At 29.1% G+C, this 23,081-nt stretch carries 24 protein-coding genes and 1 pseudogene; 13 read left to right on the top strand and 12 right to left on the bottom strand.

The window, feature by feature from the left end:
• The first annotated feature begins 446 nt into the window (after positions 1 to 446).
• The 7 genes from NSR03_RS14400 to NSR03_RS14370 all read left to right on the top strand — a co-directional run bounded on the left by NSR03_RS14400 (position 447) and on the right by NSR03_RS14370 (position 8,284).
• The gene (locus NSR03_RS14400; RefSeq protein ID WP_002512583.1) at positions 447 to 1,217 is read left to right on the top strand and encodes a DUF536 domain-containing protein; all 771 of its coding nucleotides are present in this window, start codon (positions 447 to 449) and stop codon (positions 1,215 to 1,217) included.
• Between the two features lie 37 nt (positions 1,218 to 1,254).
• Positions 1,255 to 1,941 (top strand): macro domain-containing protein, encoded by a 687-nt coding sequence (locus NSR03_RS14395; RefSeq protein WP_081330630.1) that lies wholly within the window; start codon positions 1,255 to 1,257, stop codon positions 1,939 to 1,941.
• Positions 1,931 to 2,500 (top strand): TIR domain-containing protein, encoded by a 570-nt coding sequence (locus NSR03_RS14390; protein WP_069813446.1) that lies wholly within the window; start codon positions 1,931 to 1,933, stop codon positions 2,498 to 2,500. The genes NSR03_RS14395 and NSR03_RS14390 overlap by 11 nt, the downstream gene beginning before the upstream one ends.
• A 283-nt stretch (positions 2,501 to 2,783) precedes the next feature.
• Positions 2,784 to 3,269, top strand: a complete 486-nt coding sequence (locus NSR03_RS14385) for a GNAT family N-acetyltransferase (RefSeq protein ID WP_157947072.1) — start codon at positions 2,784 to 2,786, stop codon at positions 3,267 to 3,269.
• A gap of 279 nt (positions 3,270 to 3,548) precedes the next feature.
• A complete protein-coding gene (locus tag NSR03_RS14380) occupies positions 3,549 to 5,648 on the top strand; it encodes an AAA family ATPase (RefSeq protein WP_069813448.1) in 2,100 nt (699 codons plus the stop codon).
• Positions 5,649 to 6,096: 448 nt separating this feature from the next.
• Positions 6,097 to 6,657 (top strand): recombinase family protein, encoded by a 561-nt coding sequence (locus NSR03_RS14375; protein WP_069820929.1) that lies wholly within the window; start codon positions 6,097 to 6,099, stop codon positions 6,655 to 6,657.
• 589 nt (positions 6,658 to 7,246) lie between these two features.
• Positions 7,247 to 8,284 (top strand): CDP-glycerol glycerophosphotransferase family protein, encoded by a 1,038-nt coding sequence (locus tag NSR03_RS14370; protein ID WP_141714489.1) that lies wholly within the window; start codon positions 7,247 to 7,249, stop codon positions 8,282 to 8,284.
• A 108-nt stretch (positions 8,285 to 8,392) separates the two neighbouring features.
• Here the strand turns inward: NSR03_RS14370 and NSR03_RS14365 are convergent, their stop codons facing one another.
• The 3 genes from NSR03_RS14365 to NSR03_RS14355 all read right to left on the bottom strand — a co-directional run bounded on the left by NSR03_RS14365 (position 8,393) and on the right by NSR03_RS14355 (position 11,002).
• A complete protein-coding gene (locus NSR03_RS14365) occupies positions 8,393 to 9,463 on the bottom strand; it encodes an acyltransferase family protein (RefSeq protein ID WP_069820927.1) in 1,071 nt (356 codons plus the stop codon).
• A gap of 159 nt (positions 9,464 to 9,622) precedes the next feature.
• Positions 9,623 to 10,582: an IS30 family transposase gene (locus NSR03_RS14360; RefSeq protein WP_040762886.1), complete on the bottom strand. Its 960-nt coding sequence runs from the start codon at positions 10,580 to 10,582 to the stop codon at positions 9,623 to 9,625.
• A 147-nt stretch (positions 10,583 to 10,729) separates the two neighbouring features.
• Positions 10,730 to 11,002, bottom strand: a complete 273-nt coding sequence (locus NSR03_RS14355) for a hypothetical protein (RefSeq protein ID WP_021340009.1) — start codon at positions 11,000 to 11,002, stop codon at positions 10,730 to 10,732.
• Positions 11,003 to 11,348: 346 nt separating this feature from the next.
• Between NSR03_RS14355 and NSR03_RS14350 the strand changes: the two genes are divergently transcribed.
• Positions 11,349 to 12,449 (top strand): glycerol dehydrogenase, encoded by a 1,101-nt coding sequence (locus NSR03_RS14350; protein ID WP_021340008.1) that lies wholly within the window; start codon positions 11,349 to 11,351, stop codon positions 12,447 to 12,449.
• Between the two features lie 171 nt (positions 12,450 to 12,620).
• On the opposite strand, the gene NSR03_RS14345 is transcribed toward NSR03_RS14350, so the two are convergent.
• Positions 12,621 to 12,716: a type I toxin-antitoxin system Fst family toxin gene (locus tag NSR03_RS14345; protein WP_021340007.1), complete on the bottom strand. Its 96-nt coding sequence runs from the start codon at positions 12,714 to 12,716 to the stop codon at positions 12,621 to 12,623.
• A 201-nt stretch (positions 12,717 to 12,917) separates the two neighbouring features.
• On the opposite strand from NSR03_RS14345, the gene NSR03_RS14340 reads away from it, so the two are divergent.
• Both NSR03_RS14340 and NSR03_RS14335 read left to right on the top strand, forming a co-directional pair.
• A complete protein-coding gene (locus NSR03_RS14340) occupies positions 12,918 to 13,175 on the top strand; it encodes a type II toxin-antitoxin system Phd/YefM family antitoxin (protein WP_064209985.1) in 258 nt (85 codons plus the stop codon).
• Entirely contained in the window at positions 13,176 to 13,442 is a 267-nt protein-coding gene (locus NSR03_RS14335) for a Txe/YoeB family addiction module toxin (protein WP_069820932.1), read from the top strand.
• A gap of 1,238 nt (positions 13,443 to 14,680) precedes the next feature.
• On the opposite strand, the gene NSR03_RS14330 is transcribed toward NSR03_RS14335, so the two are convergent.
• The 6 genes from NSR03_RS14330 to NSR03_RS14305 form a co-directional block, all read right to left on the bottom strand.
• Positions 14,681 to 14,824 (bottom strand): hypothetical protein, encoded by a 144-nt coding sequence (locus NSR03_RS14330; protein ID WP_340719249.1) that lies wholly within the window; start codon positions 14,822 to 14,824, stop codon positions 14,681 to 14,683.
• Between the two features lie 636 nt (positions 14,825 to 15,460).
• Positions 15,461 to 15,880 (bottom strand): plasmid mobilization protein, encoded by a 420-nt coding sequence (locus NSR03_RS14325; RefSeq protein ID WP_040029815.1) that lies wholly within the window; start codon positions 15,878 to 15,880, stop codon positions 15,461 to 15,463.
• A 775-nt stretch (positions 15,881 to 16,655) separates the two neighbouring features.
• The gene (locus NSR03_RS14320) at positions 16,656 to 17,060 is read right to left on the bottom strand and encodes an HTH domain-containing protein (RefSeq protein ID WP_069795478.1); all 405 of its coding nucleotides are present in this window, start codon (positions 17,058 to 17,060) and stop codon (positions 16,656 to 16,658) included.
• Positions 17,061 to 17,232: 172 nt separating this feature from the next.
• Positions 17,233 to 17,580 carry an ArsR/SmtB family transcription factor gene (locus NSR03_RS14315; RefSeq protein WP_064210029.1) on the bottom strand — a complete coding sequence of 116 codons (348 nt, stop codon included), beginning with the start codon at positions 17,578 to 17,580 and terminating at the stop codon, positions 17,233 to 17,235.
• Between the two features lie 18 nt (positions 17,581 to 17,598).
• Positions 17,599 to 18,216, bottom strand: coding sequence for a cadmium resistance transporter CadD (gene cadD / locus NSR03_RS14310; RefSeq protein ID WP_002512579.1), 618 nt, complete (start codon positions 18,214 to 18,216; stop codon positions 17,599 to 17,601).
• A gap of 373 nt (positions 18,217 to 18,589) precedes the next feature.
• Complete coding sequence (locus tag NSR03_RS14305) at positions 18,590 to 19,021, bottom strand: universal stress protein (protein WP_002512578.1); 432 nt, start codon at positions 19,019 to 19,021, stop codon at positions 18,590 to 18,592.
• A gap of 979 nt (positions 19,022 to 20,000) precedes the next feature.
• On the opposite strand from NSR03_RS14305, the gene NSR03_RS14300 reads away from it, so the two are divergent.
• The 3 genes from NSR03_RS14300 (at position 20,001) to NSR03_RS14290 (ending at position 21,684) form a co-directional block, all read left to right on the top strand.
• Positions 20,001 to 20,237 (top strand): hypothetical protein, encoded by a 237-nt coding sequence (locus NSR03_RS14300; RefSeq protein WP_002512576.1) that lies wholly within the window; start codon positions 20,001 to 20,003, stop codon positions 20,235 to 20,237.
• A 418-nt stretch (positions 20,238 to 20,655) separates the two neighbouring features.
• Complete coding sequence (locus NSR03_RS14295; RefSeq protein ID WP_002512575.1) at positions 20,656 to 21,015, top strand: DUF3021 family protein; 360 nt, start codon at positions 20,656 to 20,658, stop codon at positions 21,013 to 21,015.
• A gap of 468 nt (positions 21,016 to 21,483) precedes the next feature.
• The gene (locus tag NSR03_RS14290; RefSeq protein ID WP_002512574.1) at positions 21,484 to 21,684 is read left to right on the top strand and encodes a hypothetical protein; all 201 of its coding nucleotides are present in this window, start codon (positions 21,484 to 21,486) and stop codon (positions 21,682 to 21,684) included.
• Positions 21,685 to 21,823: 139 nt separating this feature from the next.
• On the opposite strand, the pseudogene NSR03_RS14285 reads toward NSR03_RS14290, so the two are convergent.
• Both NSR03_RS14285 and NSR03_RS14280 read right to left on the bottom strand, forming a co-directional pair.
• A pseudogene (locus tag NSR03_RS14285) lies at positions 21,824 to 22,126 on the bottom strand (protein rep); the annotation flags it as partial.
• Positions 22,127 to 22,142: 16 nt separating this feature from the next.
• Positions 22,143 to 23,081: a replication initiator protein A gene (locus tag NSR03_RS14280; RefSeq protein ID WP_069819181.1), complete on the bottom strand. Its 939-nt coding sequence runs from the start codon at positions 23,079 to 23,081 to the stop codon at positions 22,143 to 22,145.

Raw genomic sequence — 23,081 nt, 5'->3', positions numbered from 1 at the left:
AATAAAAACCTCATTTCCATTTATTTTGGGATTGAGGTAATAAAACAATTTTTACGAAAGTTACATGTTTTGTGCTTGCACTTAGATGACTAGATATATATAATACAAGTATCAAAAAAATATATAAACAAACGAATGCAAATCGTTTTATTACCGAGAGCCGATGCTACGCCAATAGCATTGGCTCTTTTAATATTCATAAAATAATATTAACACTTTTAAACCTGTATATAAAGCGTTTTAAGAATAGTTAGAATTATTCTATAACCTCAAAATACTACCTATAATATTTTTAGTGCCTAATTAGGTAGTTATAATACTGTATAGGTATCTAATTAGGCATTTAGGTGCTAAATTAGCCACTAAACCTAGGTGGTAAAAGATGAAAAAAACTTCGTTAGGTGGTAAAATTTAGGTACCTAATTTAGTACCTAAGGATGGATGTTATGAAAACTATTAAAATGGTTGCTGATGAACTGAATGTAACCAAACAAACTATTGTTAATAATGCTAAAAACTTAAATGTTTCTTTTAAAAAAGAAAACGGTGTTAATTATATTAATAATGATGATTACTTGAGAATTATAGAAAAAATAACTAAAAAAGAAAATACGATAGAAAATAGGGAAACTGTTAAAAAAGAAGACTTTAATAAAAAATATCCAGAAGTTGAAAATACAGTATATAGCAATATTGATAGTTCTGATACACTAAAAACAAAAGTGAATGAATTAGAAAAACAAATAGAAATATTCGAAACTAGAGCTAAAAATGATGAAAAATATATTGGAAGTCTGACTAAACAATTAGACCAACAGAATAGCAATGTTAATACATTGAATAAACTATTGGAGAATCAACAAATTTTAGCTTTGGAAAGTAATAAAAAAATTCAAAAGCTAGAACATCAATTAGAAGAAGAACGACAGCTTAATTATTCTTTTGATACAACGACTAATGATAGACAAAACGTCAATGCGCAAGAAGCAACTTTTACTAAAGAATCTCCAAATATCAACCAACAACAAGAAGAAAATGAGCCATCAGAAACAGAAGTGGAACATACAGATATATCTGAAGAGAAAAAGATTGAAAGTATAAAAGAAGATGAATTCCAAAAGAATGATAAACCATCTGAAGAAATCAAGAGTGATCCTGGTAATAGGGAAGAGGAAGCACCTAAAAAGGGGTTTTGGAGCCGGTTTTTTGGTAGCTAATATAATTAATTAGGCACTAAAAGGTTATAACCTTTTAGTGCCTTTTTTATATAGATATTCAACAATAAAAGGCACTAATTTAATTTTAAATGACTCAAATTTTGAAATTACTATTGGAGATATTTTTAATCAAGAAGATGATGATTTTAAAGTGATTGCTTTTAATGAGTATTTTGATACTAAAGTAGATGGGAATATTATTTCACCCAAATCATTAAACGGGCAGTATATAACTAAATTTTATCCTAATGAAAAAAAACTAAAAGAATTAGATGATAGAATAGCTGATGATGATAAGCTTAAAAAAAAGGTGAAAGAAAAAAAGGTTGATAGATTTAACGGTGGTAAAACTACCAGTTATAATTTAGGCAGCATTTACAAAGATGGTGATTATTTTCTTGTAGCTTTTTCTAAATTCAATGAGAAAGATGAAGCAAATTTAAAACTATCTGAATATGCTAATTGCTTAATAAATTTTTGGGATGAAGTTAACACATTATATAATCAACAAACAGTTGTTTTGCCATTGTTGGGAGCAGGTATAACAAGACACTCAGATTTCGAGGCTAAAGACCAAGAATTACTTGAAGTATTAATTTGGACGTTTAAAATCAGTAAAGTTAAGTTTAAGGAACCTGCTAAAGTGAAAGTAGTAATTCAAGAATTACAAAAAGATAACATCAATTTTTATCAATTAAAAGAGGGTGAAAATATTGGCGTATAAAAGTGGAAATTATGCAGCATTTTATGTAAGTGAACCTTTTGATCCAAGTAATTTAGGAGCGTCAGCTACAAAAGATTTTTCTTCGTATAATTTATTGAAAGCTTGGAAAGCTAACGATGACAGTTTTCCATTTTTAGATTCCCATAATAAAAATTACAATGTAAGAGACGGAAGTGATTGGGAACGAACCTTAAAGCCTCGTTTGCGAAATCGACTAAGGGATTCAAAGAACATAATTTTATTTTTAAGTTCCACTACTAAAATTAGTAGAGCTTTACAAGAAGAATTAAATTATGGAGCAAACACTTTGGGTCTACCTATAATAGTGGTTTATCCAGAATACGATGATAAAAGACATATTATAAACTGTAAAACAGGAAGTTTCAGGCAACAAATTAAAGAGTTATGGGGAAAATTCCCCGATCTACAAGAAGCTATGAGAGTAGTTCCAACAATTCATATTCCTTATAAAAAAGAACTCATTAGAATGGCTCTTAATAACAAATATTTTATGATAAATACTAAGACGGATATTTCAAAATATTATTACCCCTGTTAACATAATTCCACTAATCGATAGATACTCTAATACATTAAAAACTCCAATATCCTGTTCTTATTAAAAGTATTGGAGTTTTCTCATTTATATACTAAACAAGGATGTAAGTGGTAATCAATAAAATCAATATACTATTAATGTTCGTTATTGATATCCATTTTGATTTTGAAACGATTAAAGCACATACATAATATGTATGTGTTTTTTGTTATACTTATAGCTATTAATTAATGTAGATATAAAGTGTGTGTGCAGAGAAATGCTTGAAAGTAAAAGATTAATTATGAGTAAGCCGAAATTATCGTTTTCTGAAGAATTATATAGGATTCACTCTAATAAATTAGCAACTCAATATACTCCTAAGAGAAAGCATAAAACAATAGAGGATACTAAAAAAATGTTGAATGCATGGGCAAATTATTGGGACAATAATAATCATGGATATTTCATATTTATTGAAAAAGAAAGTGATGCTGTAATAGGTAGTGGCGGGGCAGAAAAAATGGAGTTTGCGAATAAAGAATACTTTAATTTGTATTATAGATTGGACCCCAAAGCAACAGGAAAGGGCTATGCAATTGAAGCTATTATGAAAATTATAAATTGGTTACATTATGAAATAGACAATACTTTACCTTTTGTAATAAGAACTGATAAAGATAACTCAGCTTCTATAAATTTAGCTCACAGATTAGAGTTTAAAAGAGATGTTAATTTTGATAATTTTACAGATGAAGGAGACGTCTTCTTTTTTAAAAATCTAACTTAATAACTAAAATACAATAACTCATACCAAATTTTAAAACGTTCAATTTTGATTCTTTAATCTAGACAGTTATAAAAAGTAAATTTTTTTCAATAAGTTTAACAATATACTATAAGAGGAATAATACATGTAGGAATTTAAATTTAATTAGCAATTGGCATTAAAGAATTAGCTTTACACATATAATAAATGAACTAATTAATTAATTTATTATTGATTCGAAGCATTCATGATTTAATTGTTGTCTTAAGTATTTCTAAAATTTCTTATGAGGTGATATGTATGAGTAATGGATTTTTCAATGATGATTTTGATTCAATTTTCAGAAAAATATTCCAAGATATGCAAGAATCTGTTAATAATGGTAATAAAAAATATTATATCAATGGTAAAGAGATTTCTCCCGAACAATTAGCCCAATTACGACAACAGCAACAACAAGGCGGAAATTCTGCTGAGCAAAGCGCGCGTGCATTTCAACAATCTAGCACTCAAGGACAAAATGATGAAAGTAATTATTTGGAACAAATTGGGCGCAATTTAACACAAGAAGCACGTGATGATTTATTAGATCCAGTAATTGGTCGTGATAAAGAAATTCAAGAAACTGCTGAAGTCTTAAGTAGACGTACTAAAAACAACCCTATTTTAGTTGGTGAAGCTGGTGTAGGTAAAACAGCTATTGTTGAAGGTTTAGCACAAGCCATTGTTAAAGGTAACGTACCAGCATCTATTAAAGATAAAGAAGTCATCTCAGTAGATATTTCTTCCTTAGAAGCTGGCACACAATATCGTGGCGCTTTTGAAGAAAATATCCAAAAATTAGTTGAAGCTGTTAAAGAAGCGAAAAATGTTGTATTATTCTTTGACGAAATTCATCAAATTATTGGTTCAGGTTCAACTGGCGGTGATTCTGGTAGTAAAGGGTTATCAGATATAATTAAACCTGCATTAAGCCGTGGTGAATTTTCAATTATTGGTGCAACTACACAAGATGAATATCGGAATAATATTTTAAAAGATGCTGCATTAACACGTCGTTTTAATGAAGTACTTGTTAATGAACCAAGTCCTGATGACACTTTTAATATTTTAAAAGGTATCCGTGAAAAATTTGAAGAACACCACCATGTTGAATTACCAGATGACGTATTAAAAGCTTGTGTAGATTTATCAATTCAATATATTCCACAACGTTTATTGCCAGATAAAGCTATTGATGTACTAGATATTACTGCAGCTCACTTATCAGCACAAAGTCCTGCAGTAGATAAAGTAGAAACTGAAAACCGCATTGCACAATTACAAGATGATAAAAGTAAAGCCGTGAGTAATGAAGAGTATAAAGAAGCTGACAAATTCCAAAATGAAATTAAGGAACTAGAAGATAAATTAGAAAACAACAATGGCAAATATAATACTAAAGCTACTATAAAAGACGTGTCTGACTCAATAGAACGTTTAACTGGTATTCCTGTATCTCAAATGGATGCAAGTGATATCGAAAGATTGAAAAAAATCAATAAGCGTTTAAAAGATAAAATTATTGGTCAAGATAAAGCTGTTGACCTTGTTTCTCGTGCAATTCGTCGTAATCGTGCTGGATTTGATGAAGGCAACCGTCCAATTGGTAGCTTCCTTTTCATAGGTCCTACAGGTGTAGGTAAGACAGAACTTGCAAAGCAGTTAGCAATTGATTTGTTCGGTAGCAAAGAGGCATTGATTCGCTTAGATATGAGTGAATATAGTGATCAAACAGCTGTATCTAAAATGATTGGAACAACTGCTGGTTATGTAGGTTATGATGATAATTCAAACACATTAACAGAGAAGGTTAGACGTAATCCATATTCAGTTATCTTATTTGATGAAATTGAAAAAGCGAATCCACAAATCTTAACTTTATTATTACAAGTTATGGATGATGGTAACTTAACTGATGGTCAAGGTAATGTCATTAACTTTAAAAATACAATTATTATTTGTACTTCTAATGCCGGCTTTGGTGACGGCAATGAAGAATTTGATGATATTATGGATGAAATGAAAAAATTCTTCCGCCCTGAATTCCTTAACCGTTTCAATGGTATTGTTAAATTCGAACATTTAGATAAAGATGCATTACAAGACATCGTTAACTTATTATTAGAAGATGTTCAAAAAACATTAGATAAAAAAGGAATTACAATGAACGTTACACAAGATGTCAAAGATTGGTTAATTGACAAAGGTTATGATAAACAAATGGGTGCGCGTCCGTTACGTCGTGTTGTTGAACAAGAAGTACGCGACAAAATCACAGATTACTACTTAGAGCATACGGAAGTAAAACATGTAGATATCGTACTTGAAAATGATGAAGTTATAGTTAAAGGTAAATAAACTGTTATACTAAACACAGTAATCTATATTAAAAAAGAGTCTGGCACATAAATACCAAAAAAACGGCAGTAAGATAATTTTCAATTCGAAACTATCTTACTGCCGTTTTCTATTTATCAAGTAAAATGTTTTTGCCGCTTTTTATAAATCACTTAAGAGTAAAGAAATTCTTGTATATTCAAGGTTGTTTAAAGATAAGCGAAAATAATTCATACAAAGAAAAGATTAGAAAAATCATAAATAACGTTCGTTTTTGACACAAAACCTCTTAACTTAATATTAAGAGGTTTTTCTTGGATATTTAAGTCTATAAACTTGTGTTATAATCAATGTATCATAAATATCAAAAATCATGAGTTTTTAGACGATGAGAGACGCGTTTATTTGCATCGAGAATTAGATTTCGTTAATAAGTGCCCATAAAACGATTAAAAGAGGTGGTATTGAAATGGCTAAAATTGGTTATGCACGTGTATCAACACAAGATCAAAGTCTTGATGGACAGATTGATACACTTGAGGAATATGGTTGTGAACGTATCTTTAGCGAGAAAGCGAGCGGTCGCAAAACGAAAAGAACAGAACTTGATAAGTGTTTAGATTATTTACGCGAAGGAGATATCCTAGTTATCTATAAACTAGATCGTCTTGGACGTACAACAAAACAGTTAATTGAGCTATCGCAATGGTTGGATGATAATAGCATTGATTTACATATTATAGATATGAACGTATCGACTAAAGATGCGATGGGCAAGATGTTCTTTACCATGATGAGTGCATTCGCTGAACTTGAAGCTAACTTATTAAGTGAACGAACAAAAAAAGGATTAGAAGCAGCACGAGCAAGAGGGCGAAAAGGCGGCAGACCTTCATTGCCTGACCATAAGAAAAGAGAAATTAAATTTCTATACGATGAACAAAAACTTACAGGCGAAGAGATTGCTAAACAAACAGGAGTGAGTCGTTCTACAGTATATAGGATTATTAAAGAATTCAGAAAAATATAAAGTACTAAATTAAAGTTTCAATTTTATTAAGTTTAATAAGAACGATATCAAGCAATTTAACTATCTCAAATCAGAATTAATTGCTATTAATTGTTTCATAAAGCTCAGCACACTTTTTAGCATCTTTACGATTCACTTAATCAAATATCCAATTATCTCATCATTTAATATAATCACAATTCTAAATGGAGCAATCGAAAATCCAACTTTAATTTTTTTAATTTCTTCAAAGGAAAAAGTATCTTTAACTTCAGTACCCTTTAACAATCCACTGGCTTAAAAACATATTCTATCGCTTAGTAGTATTAAATTTCCAGGTATTGCTTGAGCTTTGAAAATTTTCATCGATACATTAACCGACATAACTGGATTTTGACTGTTAATATTCACCTTTATCCCCTCCAATCAAAAAATATTCGACCCTGTCCTTTATAAAGTGAATTTATTACCATTAATAGATTACAAAAGATAAATTAGCAAGTGAAACAAAAGATATTTGTGACTAATTAGAGTGTACAGCACTAAACACGAGAATTTATCAACGAGGATTTTCATAGTCCCAAAACTAACTTATTTATATTATCTAAAAATGAAAAAGAATAATTTAGAAACTAAAATTAATAAACCAATCATAATCATAGTTGAATATCCTGAAAAAGCTCAAGATAATGGTTTTATCTTCTTTCAATTTCTTATCAACAATTATGATGATAGATTCGATGTATATTATTTAGTATCAGACTATAGTTCAGATATTATAAACCTTAAAGGTTATGAAGATAACATTATACAATATCAGTCTTTAAATCATATCAAACTTTTTGAAAGTGCTACAGTTATAGTCCATACGCACACTCCTAATTATGTATTACCTTTCTTAACCAACTTTTTAGAAGAAAAAGTTAAATCTAAAAACAAATTGTTTTTGCAACATGGCGTCATAGCTTCTAAAGATGTGAGTGGGATATATGGACGGACACAAAATAATGAATTTACAAATTTATTTGTAGTATCTTCAGAAAGAGAAAAATATGAAGTGATTGAAAAGTATAACTATACAGAACAAAATACTATTCTTACAGGACTTCCAAGATTTGATAATATTATTATGGATAGAAAAACATCAAAATTAACTAAAAATCATATTCTCATAATGCCAACTTGGCGTAAAGGTCTAGATCAGTATACAGATGAACAATTTAAAAATACTTATTTTTTTAAAACATACAATCAATTATTACAAAATGAAATGTTAGTAAACTTTGTAACTGAAAATAACATTAAAGTTAGTTTTTATTTACATCGAAATTTTCAAAAGTTCTCACATTTATTTTGTGATAAGTACGTAAAAATTTTATATGAAGGTCAATATAGTGTGAGTTCTTTATTAAAAGATAATGACTTACTCATAACAGATTATTCCAGTGTTGGCTTTGATTTTGCGTTAATGCATAAAAAAGTGATTTACTACAGACCGTCTGCATTGGTAAGTGATGAAATGTTAGAAGAAAACAAGAGTTTGTTACCAGGAGATATAGTAGAAAATGAGAAGGACTTAATAGAAGAATTACACTATTTCGAAATGAAAAAGAGATATAAAGAACATATGAAAGATATATATATATGAAGATACTAAAGCTTGTCAACGAATCGCTAAAAAGATGATAAAAGCATTTAACTTATAATAAATAGCTTTATTGGTCTCATAGATGACACCAATAAAGTTATTTATTTTTTATTTTTGAAGTTGGTAATTATTAATGATCATTGGTTGCAGTGTATTTCTTCCAACAACAATCCGCACATATGGTATGAAAGATAAAATAATTGCTAAACCAATAGAAAAACCAAGGGTGAAAATAGTGGTTAAAACAAAGAACAATATTGGCTGTGTCACGAAGACCGCTAATGATTTTGAAATATAATCTACTATAATTTGATGAGATAAGTAAATAAAGAATGAAATTTCACTAATTAAAAGAATGAAATTTAGATTAAATTTACTTAACGCTTTTGCAAAATATACGATAAATACAAAAGACACCGATGAAAATAATAACAAATCAAAGCGATTAGATTCGTTTAGGTATACGTTTAAGTAAAAGAAATTAAATACCATATAAAAAATGGATAAAAACCAAATTAATAAAAACCAATATATCTTATTTTTAAAGAATGAAATGATGGTTTCATAGTATTTTCCAAAATAAAAGCCCACTACAAAGTAAAAAAGCCAATAAAAAATGATGGTTCTATTAAAAAATGGATAATATTTATCCCATAAATCTAGGTAAGTCGGATTATAATACATTAGAAAAGAGTGAGCAAAACTAATTAAAAATGACGATAAGAGTAAATATATTGGGTTAGCTTTACTTAAAATTTTATAAAATAAAGCATGTAAAATATAAAACTGAAATATAACTAAAACAAACCATCCAAAAAATTTACCCTGTATGACAATACCAAAAAAAATCTCCCAAAAGGAACTATTAGTTGATTCATCAATAAATAATTTAAAAGTAACAAAAAAACCAAAGAATAAATAAGGTACTAATATGAATTTAACGCGCTTTATAAAAAAATTCTTTGGTGTATAAGTAGAATAACGCATGCCCAACAAAGTTTCAGATAATATAATGAAACACGGTGTAGCAAACAGTAGTACTATTTGTATAAAACTATAGCTCATTTTTTGAACATGCGAAATATGATGATCATTTAAAAATCCTGTCATGACATGTACGATTACAATAACTATACAGAATATCGCTCTAGCATATGTAAGTTCTAATTTTTTTTCCAAAATAGCAGTTCCTCCCAAATCTTTTGTTTAAATATTATACTCATTAAAATATTTAAACAACTGTTGCTAAAACATTTAGTTAAGCATATATAATAATTATATATGAGTTAATTATGAAATAATAGCACCTAAATTTACACTTTATAATTACTTCGTTTGTCAAAATAAGCTAGACAGTTTACCTACATCCATGTAACTCATAAATACTTCCAACGGGGTTTGATAATTCAATGACTTTCTGGGGATATGGTTCCTTCTGGTAGAGACGGAGGAAACAAACCGCTGGTCCACCTGATTGAAATCCATCCCCTTAGGCAATCCATCTGTCCGCAATAACCCATTGGAATGTTCATTCAACCCGCGCTGGGAAGGGGTGCCCGGATCAGCGAAATAGATGGAAAGATCATTCTGATTACTGATTGACCGCCAATTCGAGAATTCTTTGCCACAATCGAATGTAATGGATTTGAACAGGTTTCTGGGCACCTGATGACACCATGTGTTGAGCGTGGTTTCGATATCCTTCGCTGTTCTGCCTTCGGGTTTTAGCGTGATGATGGCTTTTGACAGGCGTTCAACCAATGTAATGATGGCACTTTTATGGTGGACACCGACAATCGTGTCGCCTTCAAGATGACCAAATTCTTCGTTGAATGCCGGATAATCCGTCTCTCTTTCAGAAATGTTCCGTTTGAATGTCTGTCTGCCCCGGCGTTCCTTATGACCGTTTGGTTTTCGCTTGCCTTTCATCGGCAGTGTAGAAATATCAAACTGCTGACGTTTGAATAGCCGGTACAGTGTCCGTCCCGAACAATTAATTGGGTGTTCCTCGCGACCAGTAATCACATCGGGGGTCCAGCCCTGAGCGACTTTTTCTTCAACATAGAGATGTTGATCGGCGGGTAGTACAGTCTGTTTTCTACCACAGCGTTTCTTGTTCTGCTTATAGCGCTTGTAATAATCCAGTGCCGTGTGCCCGTCTTTCAGAAAAGTCACCACATTGTGCACTGTTTGACGGGCCCGGCCCATCTGTCTTGAAATCTTTGTGACAGAGCTATTTTGATGGAAATAGGCTTCTATTATTATCAATTCATCCGTGCTAAGATGGGTGTAGGTCATTCGTGATCACTCCTATGATTTCTTTGGTTGGAAATTCATTTTGAGTGTATCACGAGTGGCTTTTCTTATGTGTCTAGCTTAATTTTACAATCGGCGATTATTAAAAATTAGTACAATCTCACATATACTGTAGCAATATAAACTATTTTAATTTGTTGCTATATCTTTGCTCGTTTTGATAATAAATAAAACAAGTAAAGTCAGACAAACAGAACCAACAAGTGTCGGAATTATAAAGAACATGCCTGCCGAATTTGATAATGCATTGCCTGAAGAATTTAACATTGTTAGACCAATGAATGCACCAATTACTGCTGAAATCAAACTAATAATAAGATTAGTAATTTTATTGTTAGTTAACCAGATTGAAAATACCACGCCAACGATTACACCTATTACTATTGTAATGATAAAATCCATAAAACCTCTCCAGTAATGTAATATTTCAAACTGCGTTAATATTAAGTAACTCCTAACTTGATAGAAAAACATAATAAATATCCTACTTACAAACTCAAATAACCTCAAAAGAAGTATGTTAAACACGTAAAATTAAAATTTTGACTTAAACAAAAGTTTATTTTCCAATTTAAATAAAAAAAAATGACCCACACCCTGAATACGTCTTGCTCAAAAAAAGAAGTTAAATCATTCGAATAAGTAATTGTTTTACGTATAAACTTTCACATTTACAAAGATTTATGATTTATACATACGAATACAGGGGATAAAATAAGTGTATATCAAATAATAAGGAGGGGTTTTTATGTCAAGATACGTTTTTCAATCGCCAAGTAGATATATACAAGGAAAAGGAGAAATAAAAAGTTTAGCCAATGAAGTTAATAAATTAGGTGATACACCCTTGATTATTTCAGATAGTTTAGTTTGGTCACTAACAAATAAAGACATAAATGAGAGTTTTGAATCTAACGAGATTAGTTACAAATACGAAGAATTTAATGGGGAAGCCTCTGAAAATGAAATAGCAAGACTTAGCCAAATAGCCAAAGAAAATAACATAAATGTGATTGTTGGCGTTGGAGGAGGAAAGACATTAGATACAGCAAAAGCAATTTCTGATGATCTTAATTCCCCTGTTATTATTGTCCCAACAACTGCTTCTACAGATGCGCCTACGAGTGCTTTGTCAGTTATCTATTCAGATGAAGGTGTTTTTACGGGTTACAGATTTTACTATAAAAACCCAAATGTAGTATTAGCAGATTCACAAATTATAGTCCAAGCACCAGTCAAATTGTTTGCGGCGGGCATGAGCGATGCTTTAGCTACTTTAGTAGAAGTTAAAGCAACTTTAAACCGTAGAGGGAAAACTATGGTGGATGGAAAACCAACATTAGCTTCTTTAGCCATTGCTGAAAAAGCAGAAGAAACAATATTTAAATACGGTAAAAGCGCCTATTTTTCTGCAGCACAAGGTATTGTAACACCTCAAGTGGAGTCTATTATCGAAGCAAACACTTTACTCTCAGGACTTGGTTTTGAAAACGGTGGACTTGCTGCAGCCCATGCAATACACAATGGGTTTACAGCTTTATCAGGAGATATCCATAAACTTGGACACGGCGAAAAAGTGGCGTATGGGACTCTAGTTCAAATGGTTTTAGAAAATAGACCTTATGAAGAAATTAAAAAATATATTGATTTTTATAAATTCTTAGAAATGCCAACAAATTTAAATAATATGCATTTACACGACGTTTCTTTTGAGGATTTAGTAAAAGTGGGAGAATTAGCAAAAGATCCTAATGACACTTTCTCTAATTTAAGTGACGAATTCACTGCTGAAGACGTAGCGCAAGCTATACTAGCAGTGAATGAATTAAGTGGAGGCAAAGCTAAGTAAATTGCTCTTTATTTAGACTACGTATATATTTATTCTTATTTTGCATTTCTCTCCACTATGATGTTATAATTTAGATAACAAATATGTGTTGAACATGGTAAACACCGAGCCCGATAACTACTGGAATAGTTATCGGGCTCTTTTTGGTGTTATTACTATGTCGTCGCTTAATTATTTATCACGATTATTCAACCAATATGAAAACAACGTGATTATAACCCCCACTATAATAGGAGCTACTATAGATACAAATATGATGCTGAACATGGTGTCACCTCCTTCCATGCTAAACCAGCACAGAAGTAGAACGACGACTTCCCTATTATACCATCTGTTAATCTGCAAGCATATGCACTTCCGATAAGTTGAATTATGTAAAAATCAAACTTATACCCCATTATAGGCCATAACTTTACGTACGTTTTTAAGTACGTTATAATATAGAATAAAGAAAGGACGTGACTAATAATGAATATTAAAACGCCTACTAATGCGAGAAAAGAATTCTATGAACTACTTAAACAAGTTAATGATAGCCACGAACCCGTTATTATAAGCAGTTCTAAGAGTGAAAATAACGCCGTAATCATAAGTCAGAAAGATTGGGATAGTATTCAAGAAACGTTATATCTTGAAACAACAGGGACTATGGATAAAGTACGAGAGCGTGAAAAGGATAACAGTGGCTACACTAACGTTGATGATTTAGACTGGGATAACCTCTAAATGGATAATTACAGTATTGCTATTAAAAATTCAGCAAAATCTGATTTAAAGAAATTTAAACAATCACAGTTGAAAACACAATTCTTAAAAATTATGGACACGTTAAAAGAAGACCCTTATTTTCCAAGCCAATCTTTTGAAAAGTTGCAACCTAAACACTTAGGGCGCTATTCAAGAAGAATAAACCATCAACATAGAGTTGTTTACACAGTTGATGAAGATGATAAGGAAGTTTTTATCCTTTCTGCATGGTCACATTATGAATAAAAGCAGCTAATTTTTAGTTATGGGTTATATATTATAAATAGCATATTAGGATTTATGTAATACACGATGGCTTTTCAGTAAATTGATGAATAACCATCCTACCTACTCGGTCAAAAGTTAGGAATGGTTATTTTTTTGGTCTTTATTACTAAATAATCACTTAGTAAATAATAAATCGAAATTTAAGATATGAAAGATTAATTAATCATATTGATGTATTTGATTATATATCATTACTAAATTGGTTGGATAAAATAAATATAACAGAACCACATGCTATAATCGGAAAAATAAAAAGTGGTTTCCATTCATATATGAGTGTTAATTTTAAAAATGATGCAGTAAAACAAATGAAACGGATTGATGAAATTATTTAGGGAACTATTAATATAGTTCTCTTTTACCTACAAGTGATATAAAAGATGCATTAAGTTAATAACGTATATTTCAAATATCTTTAGAGGAATTTATATTATGTATAGATTCCTCTTTTTTATAACATTTAATTAGTATTTCAAAAACTAAACCTCCTGCATTAACTTATAACTAAGTTTAATTGCATTTAATAAATCAAAAATAAAAATGTAGTTATTTGATTTATTAAAGTATATCTAACGTTCTTAATTAGCGTCACGTTTTATATACATTAATTGGTTGTTTATTAATAAACGAACTCAATTAAGATGCTTAAAGTTTATTAATATAAAACTTATAACATTATATTAATGGTAATTAATAGAACAACTTATATTGTTTATTCTTACCTATTAAATATATCAGCGACTCCTTTTAGACTCCCTGATAACAGGATAAGGAGGAACAATGCCATTGCCATGGCACCCAGCACAGCTGGGGTTCTCTAAACTTATCCTTTAACACTATAAATGCTGATGTGATAGTGTTTATATAATAATTTATAACGCGATAACAATAGAGTTTGTATATTTTTACACGGCATTTTTATGAGAATTTACCGAACGGCACATCCCTTGTCCCGCAAGAGGTTTAAAAACGGGGACTCTTTAGAGTCGTTATAGACTCCCTAAAGGAGTCTGGATTTTATGTATTTTATTTAAATTAACGACTATTTGTGAAATACTTAACATGTATTATTTACATAATTTATTCGTTTTAAATTAACCTTTGAAATTATTTTTATGTAGTAACTTATGTTTATACATTAACGCTACCATAATAAAAAAGTGTTCAGTTAAATATTTTAACTGAACACTTAATGTTTAAATAAATGTATTTACATCTTCATTTATTTGATTATCTTTATTGTTATTGTCATTAGTTATTAATTTGTTTGTATCATCTTTATTGATTAATTGTTTTATAAATTGAGCATTTTCACTATATGATTTTAATAAGTTGATCATTTTCTCAGTAGTTTATTGTGATAGATAATCTTCTTTATAACGTATTATTTCGTTTTCTTTATCTAATATAAAGTTTGAATTTTCATCAATTTTAACTTCTCCATAATTCAATTCTTCAAAGTTAATGTTTTTATATAACTGATTTAGTTTCTTTTATATACCTTCTATTTGTTTAATTTTTCTAGGCGCTACCATAATAAAATCATTCTTCTTATTTTGGTTTGTCATTTGATCTGATTCCAGTCTTATTATTTATTGATGTTAATTCATAAATTTTATAAGTACTAAATTTATTAAGTTGTCTTTGCTGAGCTTTTAGTCCTTATTGAATATCATTTTCTTATTCTATTTCACTATATAATTTTACACATCTACAGCATCGTTTCTTATATTTTTAATATCAGTATTTGAAATGTCTGTACTTTCACTTGCTGCGTTATCTAAATCAGTCATAGAAATAGAATTACTAGCTCTTTTTGCGTCATCTTCATCTAAAATAAGCGAATTTATAACTAGCGAAGATGACAGAATTTAGCGAGTGAGAAAGCCCACGGTTTTAATCGTGTGGATGAGAACGAAAATTTCAAAATGTAATATAACTTATATTCGTATGTTTTATATCTTTGAAAAATTAAATCAGTTTTCAAAAAAGGATTTAATAGCATCTTTCATTTCTGCTTTTAATTGTTCATCTCTCTTATATCCGTTCAAATTAATATATTCCGCATCTTCTTGTACATACTGCAAGAACTTCTTGAATGTATCAATATAAGTTTTATAACTTTCACATTGTGCTTCTAAAAGCTCAACGTCTTCTTTTGGTACGCTTGTCTCTAAAGCCATTTCAAGTGTTTGTTTTTCTTTTTTTAACTGTTCAGTATATTCATCTGTGTTATAGACAACTGTAGGTTTGATACGATTACCTAATGCCGCAAGTCGTGTATAAGCTGTTGGATTTAAATCTCTATCTTCTGCTAATGCTTTTACCTTTTTATATTCTTCTTCAGTCAAATTGATATTGATTGTTTTAGCTTTTCTATGACTTTTATTAGTCATTTTTGACCCCTCCACAACTAAGTAATCACTCATTTATTCATTCAATAATATAGTTAGTAATTACTCAATATTTTTATAAAAAATAAACTAAGCAAATACTTATCTATTTTAACAAGTTATTAGCTTAGCAATTACTTAGTTTTACTTTACCATATTTAACTAAGTAATTACTAACAAATTATAGAATGAAATGTTGCTTAATTTAGAAGGGAAACAAGGAGTCCTTTAGGGAGTCTCTAGAGACTCCAAAGAGTCCCTGCTTCGAAATCCCTTGCGCCCCAAAGGATAAAAGCATTGTAATTTTCCAACGAAAATGCCATGTAAAATTTCATCGATTCCTTTGTGTCCGTCATTAAACATAATGCATAAATACTGTAATATCAGCGTTCAGAGTCTTTAAGGATAAGTTTAGAGTGCCCCAGCTATGCTGGGTGCCATGGCAATGGCATTGTTTCTCCTTATCCTGTTGTCCGGGACTCCTCCGCGACTCCTTTGGTTAAAGTCTTAGTCAACATAAATTCATTTTCAACGCTCTAAAAACTTAATTTACTCTCTTTCATCAAATGTGTGTTAAACTTCATTTTTCATCATTACAGACTCCACTAACAAACTTCCAATAAAAAATGACCTACTGCATTAATTCTTAATACATGTAGGTCACTTTTTACTCACATTATTTATTTATAAAATTCGAACACTATGTTGGTTAGCTCAGATTCAATATTTAAACCTAACAATAAAATACTGCTTACTAATATCATAAATTAAAGTTTTTTTATTTGTTCTTTAATTCCTCTCTTTTATATTTAAGCAATTCTTTATTAGCATCTAATTGTAATTTTTGTTGCTGTTTGAATAATATCGTTAAATCTTCAATTAAGTTATCTTTCTTACTAATTTCGCTTTTAAGATATTCATTATCTTTAAAAATTTCTTCAGCTCTTTTTTCCAATAAAACTGTTTCCATATCTGAATCCTTAGATTCCTGCTTTTCACTATTTAAATCTTCATTTCTATTTTTTAATATACTATCTTTTAAAAATTTTTCTACCTCAGTATCAATTTTGTAAACGTTTTTTTGTTTAAATTTTGATAAATCCTGAGATAGTTTTTTTAAATGGTTTCTAACTGTGGTGTTAGAAACGCTTAAATTTATTGCAATCTCTTGAATTGTTTTCAATATAAATATTCTCCTTATATATAATCAAGCTACCACATAGTGTCAATTTTTTTACCACCAGTATGATTTTATCAATAATTAAATTAAAAATCTTACAAATGATACTATATAATTTAAAAAGAACATTATTTCTATATAGTATCAAGACAAGAAGAAACTCGTTTCACTCGTTTCAAAAACCCTCCTGATTTTTAGAGAAAAACTCTCTTATTTCATCGTCTTTAATAAAATAATATGCCATCTTTCCCTCTTTATAAAAATCAAGTACATCATTTTTATATAAAAGTCTTAAATGATGTGAAGTTGAAGCAACACTCATTTTCAATATCAAAGAAATATCACAAACACACAACTCATCTTCTTTAATCAAAGATAATATGATTTTCAATTTCTTATCATCACAAATTTTTTCTAAAATGTTAAGTAATTTCTTAGATTTATCATCTTCTAAAAAACTTAAAGCATTGTTAACTTTATCCTCATGTACACAGATCACATCACAAGCATTTTCATAACTTATATAAAATCACACCCTAAATTAAAATATAAATCCTAAAATTGTTTGAATAGTGTCATTTTCAATAATAATAAATAAACCTAAAGCTATATAAATAACAGCCATAATCCAACGACTAAATTTCTCAACAATTTCTCCAACTCCTGGAATATTAGCTAATTTTTGTGCAGTAAATACCAAGAAGAAAATTAAAATTAAAAAGACAAACAAAGTAATTAATAAATTAGTAACACTTAATGTCACAAAATACGGAACAAATAAACCAATATTATCAGCACCACAACTTGCTATCGTAACAATTGCAACCGTACCAACTAATTTAGACAATCCTTTTTCATTCAATTCTTTTTTAGCTCTCTTTTCTCCTTCACAATCATCATAAATAGCTACTTTAATTCCTAAATAAATCGGTATTAACCCTAATAATCCTAATATCCATTTTTCAGGAACATAATTTAAGACAAAGGCAAAGAATAAACTTACGACAATCAATGTCACAGATCCTACATATTGACCAATATAAATATCTCTATATTCTTTTCTAGTCTTTGCTCTAGCAAAAAATATTAATAAAATTACTAATAAATCAACTGCTGTAGCAATATAAAGAACAGCAGCAGTGACAACCGTTTGAATCATACATACACCTCATTCAAAAATATTTTTGAATGTATTATAACTAATATTTTTAAATAATCATAGGTGCTTTATTCCAATTGCTTTATTGACGTTGAGCCTCGGAACCCTTAACAATCCCAAAACTTGTCGAATGGTCGGCTTAATAGCTCACGCTATGCCGACATTCGTCTACAAGTTTAGTTAAGGGTTCTTCTCAACTTCAATAAATTTTCTCGGCATAAATGCGTGTCTAATCTTTTTTAGAACGACTAATCAAAAAATAATCTAAAAAATCACAAACCAAAATTAAAAAAATAAAAAAGCCTAAATACTCTCTCGATTTGTGAGAAAGTATTTAGGCTTTTTGAATTAATAAATTTCTTACTTCTTATGTTTATTTAACAATTAGTACTGGGACAGAACTTCTTTTAGCAATCTTATGTGTAACATCTCCTAAAACATGTTTAATATTCCAATCGACTCTATGATTACTCATAATTACTAAATCAAATTCACCATTATTTATATCTCCAGAAGTAATTTTTTCTAAGATTGTATCTTTAATATGCCCAAAATCTACATCTATTTTATATTGAATATCTCTTTTTTCTAATTCACGTAAAAATGGAGTAAGTTTTTTTTCTTTTTCTCTAATAATATCTTTTTTATGCTTATTATAATATTTGACATTAATTGCAAGATCATTTTCTGTTACAACGTGATAAATTACAACAACTGAATCTTCATCGGTGGCTTTTTCTAAATAGTCAGGGATAGCACTAAAATCATTTTCGAAATCATAGGGTAATAATATATTTTTGAACATCTACACCAGCCTCCTATTACTTATTAAGAACTCCTTTATAAAATACTAAAACAATACATCAACTTTTTTGATATATCAACTATAAATTATTATTTCAACTTTTGCAAGATAATGATTTATGATATTTAGGGTGTACCCTTAATAATATAAGTTTCTTGATAATATATACATAAACAAATTGAAGCTCCAAATTATTAAAAAAGGTTATTGATAAATATAAAAATAAAAGCATCTGATCAATAATTAATGTGTTTCTTTTTTAAATTTAACTATTAGAGATTTAATAGATAAAAAATGGTCTGAATATAATCAAGATTTCACTGACTATCTCCACAATAAAATTATGAAACATTGTCATTTACCTGATGAAAATAGAACATACATTCATCAATTTTATACACTTATACTTCATTTAAATTTAATTAATAAACAAGATAGGGTTTCATTTCCTAAATATGATTTTAACCAAAGAATTTATTACGATTACTTTGAAAAAATCTCATTAATTGCTTACCATATGAAATAATTCTAAATATTTTTGAGTCATATTGACTAACAATTAATAAGTTAATTTAGATAGTAATTTTAGCAACATAGATTTAGTTTTCAAAATTGATAGTTTTAAAAGAGGTTATAAAATGAACAAAACTAATAACGAAACGAAACTAACGAGTAATTTAAAAATTTTAGGTGGGATATTTGTAATATTAGCTATATTATTGTTTATATTTCGTCTAATAATTGATTATTTTTATGGTGGAAGCTCTCTTGAAAAACTAATGATATTTTAATAGCTATAGCTTTTGGTATGGGGTCCTTAGCATATACTTTAGAGAAACGTGTTATATTAACGATCTTTTTTGGTCTTTTCTTTATTTTATATGTTCTATCTCTACTTGGAATATAGTTATATATAAGCAATTAGCTGCTTATATATCTTATAAAATTTTGAAGAATATTAAACATCGAAAGTGATTTTTTGAAACAAGAAGAAAAATATAGTTTTTTAACTAAAGCGATTAATATCTTAGTTGCTATATTATTAATTATCGCCATTTTTTATATGGTTATACTTTCGGATAATAGCGATTTACCTATGTTATTTTCTCTTATAGCATTTACAATCGCATCTATCCCAGAAATTTTGAAAAAGAAAAAGAGTGGTTGGATACTTGGTATTTTGGGTTTAATATTGATCATTTTAGTTTTGGTTTAATTTATCTTTATATTTAAAAGCCACATTACAATATTTATGAATCAAGAAAACAAATAAAAGATGGTGAAGATAAAAATGATAAAACCTAAGTCAAGATCCATTTTTAATTTCATTATAGTAATCAATCTTATTTGGTATATAGTTTTAATATTTGTTATTGATGTTGGAACTATAGGGTCAATTATTTATTGGAGTTTATTTTTTATACTTGTTGTTTTAAGAGATACTATAACTCCAAAGTAAAAACAACGTGCTAAGAAGGATAAAAACTAAAAAGATACTATAAAAGGAGCCATAATCCCTTACGCATCAAGGATTATGGCTATAATTTAAAAATCGAGTTATTTCTATATAGTATCAAGACAAGAAGAAACTCGTTTCACTCGTTTTAAAAAAACAAAAAAACGGAGTTGATTTTATGATGCTACAAATTTTTTATAGAGCTATAATTCCCTTTACTGTAATGAGTTTTATTTCCTTAATTCTATTGCTACAAGAAAAAAATTACCAAGCAAAAGGTACATTTATTACAAGTCTTATAATATTAATTTTAGGATTAAGCTCTTTTATATACGAAATTAATACGCTGAATTTGAAACAAAAAACCATTGTTCATTTCGTTCTAATGCTTGTTACAATCTATCCAATTTTACTTCTCAGTGGATGGTTTAAATTAAATGTTTTTTTAGACTATTTAAAAGTTTTTGGTATATTTATAAGCTTCGGAGTAGCATTTTGGATAATATTTTTACTAATTTCAAAATTAACAACTAAATAAATATTGCTTTATTCCAATTCCTCTATTTGCCGACGATTCTGCGCTCCTTAATAATCCTAAAGCTGTCCATCGGTCGATTTAATAGCTGACGCTATTCTCCCGCTGGCGCTTTAAGTCTAATTAAGGGCTCTCATCGACAAATAGATTTTCTCGGCATAAATGCGTGTTCTTATTACAATATGTCTATAACGTTTAAGGCGCTTATTAACAGTAGTTTTTTTATAATCTACCTTGCAAAAGCCAATCCATTTTTATGTGGGTTGGCTTTTTATTTTATATATCCAAGGGCGCACTTACATACCAAAATGGTATCGTGCTAAATTCAAAAATGCGTGTGATAATCCAATATACTTATTTTGCATTTTAAGGGGGTATTTAGAGCAAACTCTAAATTTATATAGTTTTATATCTGTATAATCATCTTTATTTCTTAAAACGCAAATATGAGCCAAATAAGAGGTGTTCTTTATGACAATAAACTTTGAATTTACATTTTCCGTATTTGATAAAACATCACAAGAAATTTCTGATCTATGTGATATTCCAAACGACCAAAGAATTATAAAAACAATCCAAATTATGAAAAAGCAAAATATCTCTGATACTGATTTTGAATTTCTTAAACTTTATGATTTTTATTTTGCAGATAAACCATACATAAATTTCTAGTAAATCCAGTGTTGATTTTTAAGACACTGCCCAGTTACATGCAAATTAAAATTTTCATAGTAAAACTGGTCAACCATGCCGGTTGAACGCTATAGTTCCCGCAGGGGCAAAAATACATAAAAAAACGCTAGCTTTTAAGCTAACGTTTCAAATCTTTTAAGTAATAATTTTGTTTTTCAAAATTCCAAATTGCAGTAATTGAATGTGCTTTTTCTTCTTCGTCTGTTATTTTATCTTCGTCACTTGTATTAATTAAATTACCATCTTCGGCATCGTCTAAATTTAAAATTTTATGTTTTTGTTTAAGCAAACCACCATAACTCAACATACGTTTTCGATATAAACCTTTTTCCAAATCATTCACGATTTCTTGATTTCTTTCATCATCATCAGTTAAAAAATCAGATGACTTAACCGAATATTTTGAGGTTTCTTTGATTGCTGTAAAATTATTTGAATTACTGATTAAAGATATTATGTTGTTTCATGTTTTGACGACGCATATTAAGTGCGTGTATTTCTTCAAGTTCAGCTTTAATCGATTGCATTAAATATCCTTGCATAGCTTCAACGGTTTCATTCTTTTGTAGCAACATCGCTTTAAAACGTTTCAACACACTTATAATTTCAAACTCAACATCTTCTAAACGATAATAGGTATCATGTGCATTATTAAATGATTTCTTCCCTTTGAGTAATACACTTTTAATAATTCGTATTTCTCTAATTTCAAATTTACTTAAATAGCCTTGAAGTTGTTGCGGCAATTCTTCAAGGACTTGGAACTTAAGCGCATCATTATTAAATTCAGTTTGTTGATGATTTGTATGATCCGAATGATCATGACTTATTGAATTGTTGTATGTATCATTCATATCATGCGTATCATTATTCTCAGTCTCTATATAATCAGTATTACTTAAGTCAGTATCATTAGACTGTGAATTTGGAAGTTCTTGACCAATTAAATTCACAGTTCCAGAACTTCCAAATTCATTGTTCTGGAACTGTGAATTTGGAAGTTCCTTGATATGACTCGGTTCAGTGTCATAATTTGGTTTCAATAAATATAATCTGTTAGGTTTGTTAAGACCTACACGTTCTTGAGTAAGTAAATTAAATTTCACTAATTCTTTTTTTAATTTTATGATTTTTTGTTCAGCATAGCCTAAATATTCACATAAATGTTTATTACTGAAAATAAAATAAATGTTGTTATTTTTATCTACCCATTCGTTCTGTATAGATAATTCAAAGCGATCTTTTAATAATGCATACATAATTTTGGCTTCTGCTGACATTTTTTTAAAATATGCATCTTCAAACAAATATTTAGGCAATTGATAAAATCTTTCAGTTTTCACTTGTGATAAATTGTATTTCTCAAAACTTGGCAT

The organism is Staphylococcus sp. FSL W8-1207 (assembly GCF_038003745.1).
Classification (GTDB): domain Bacteria; phylum Bacillota; class Bacilli; order Staphylococcales; family Staphylococcaceae; genus Staphylococcus; species Staphylococcus equorum.
Note: the sequence above shows the minus strand (reverse complement) of the source record. Positions and strands in the feature narration are given on the sequence as shown.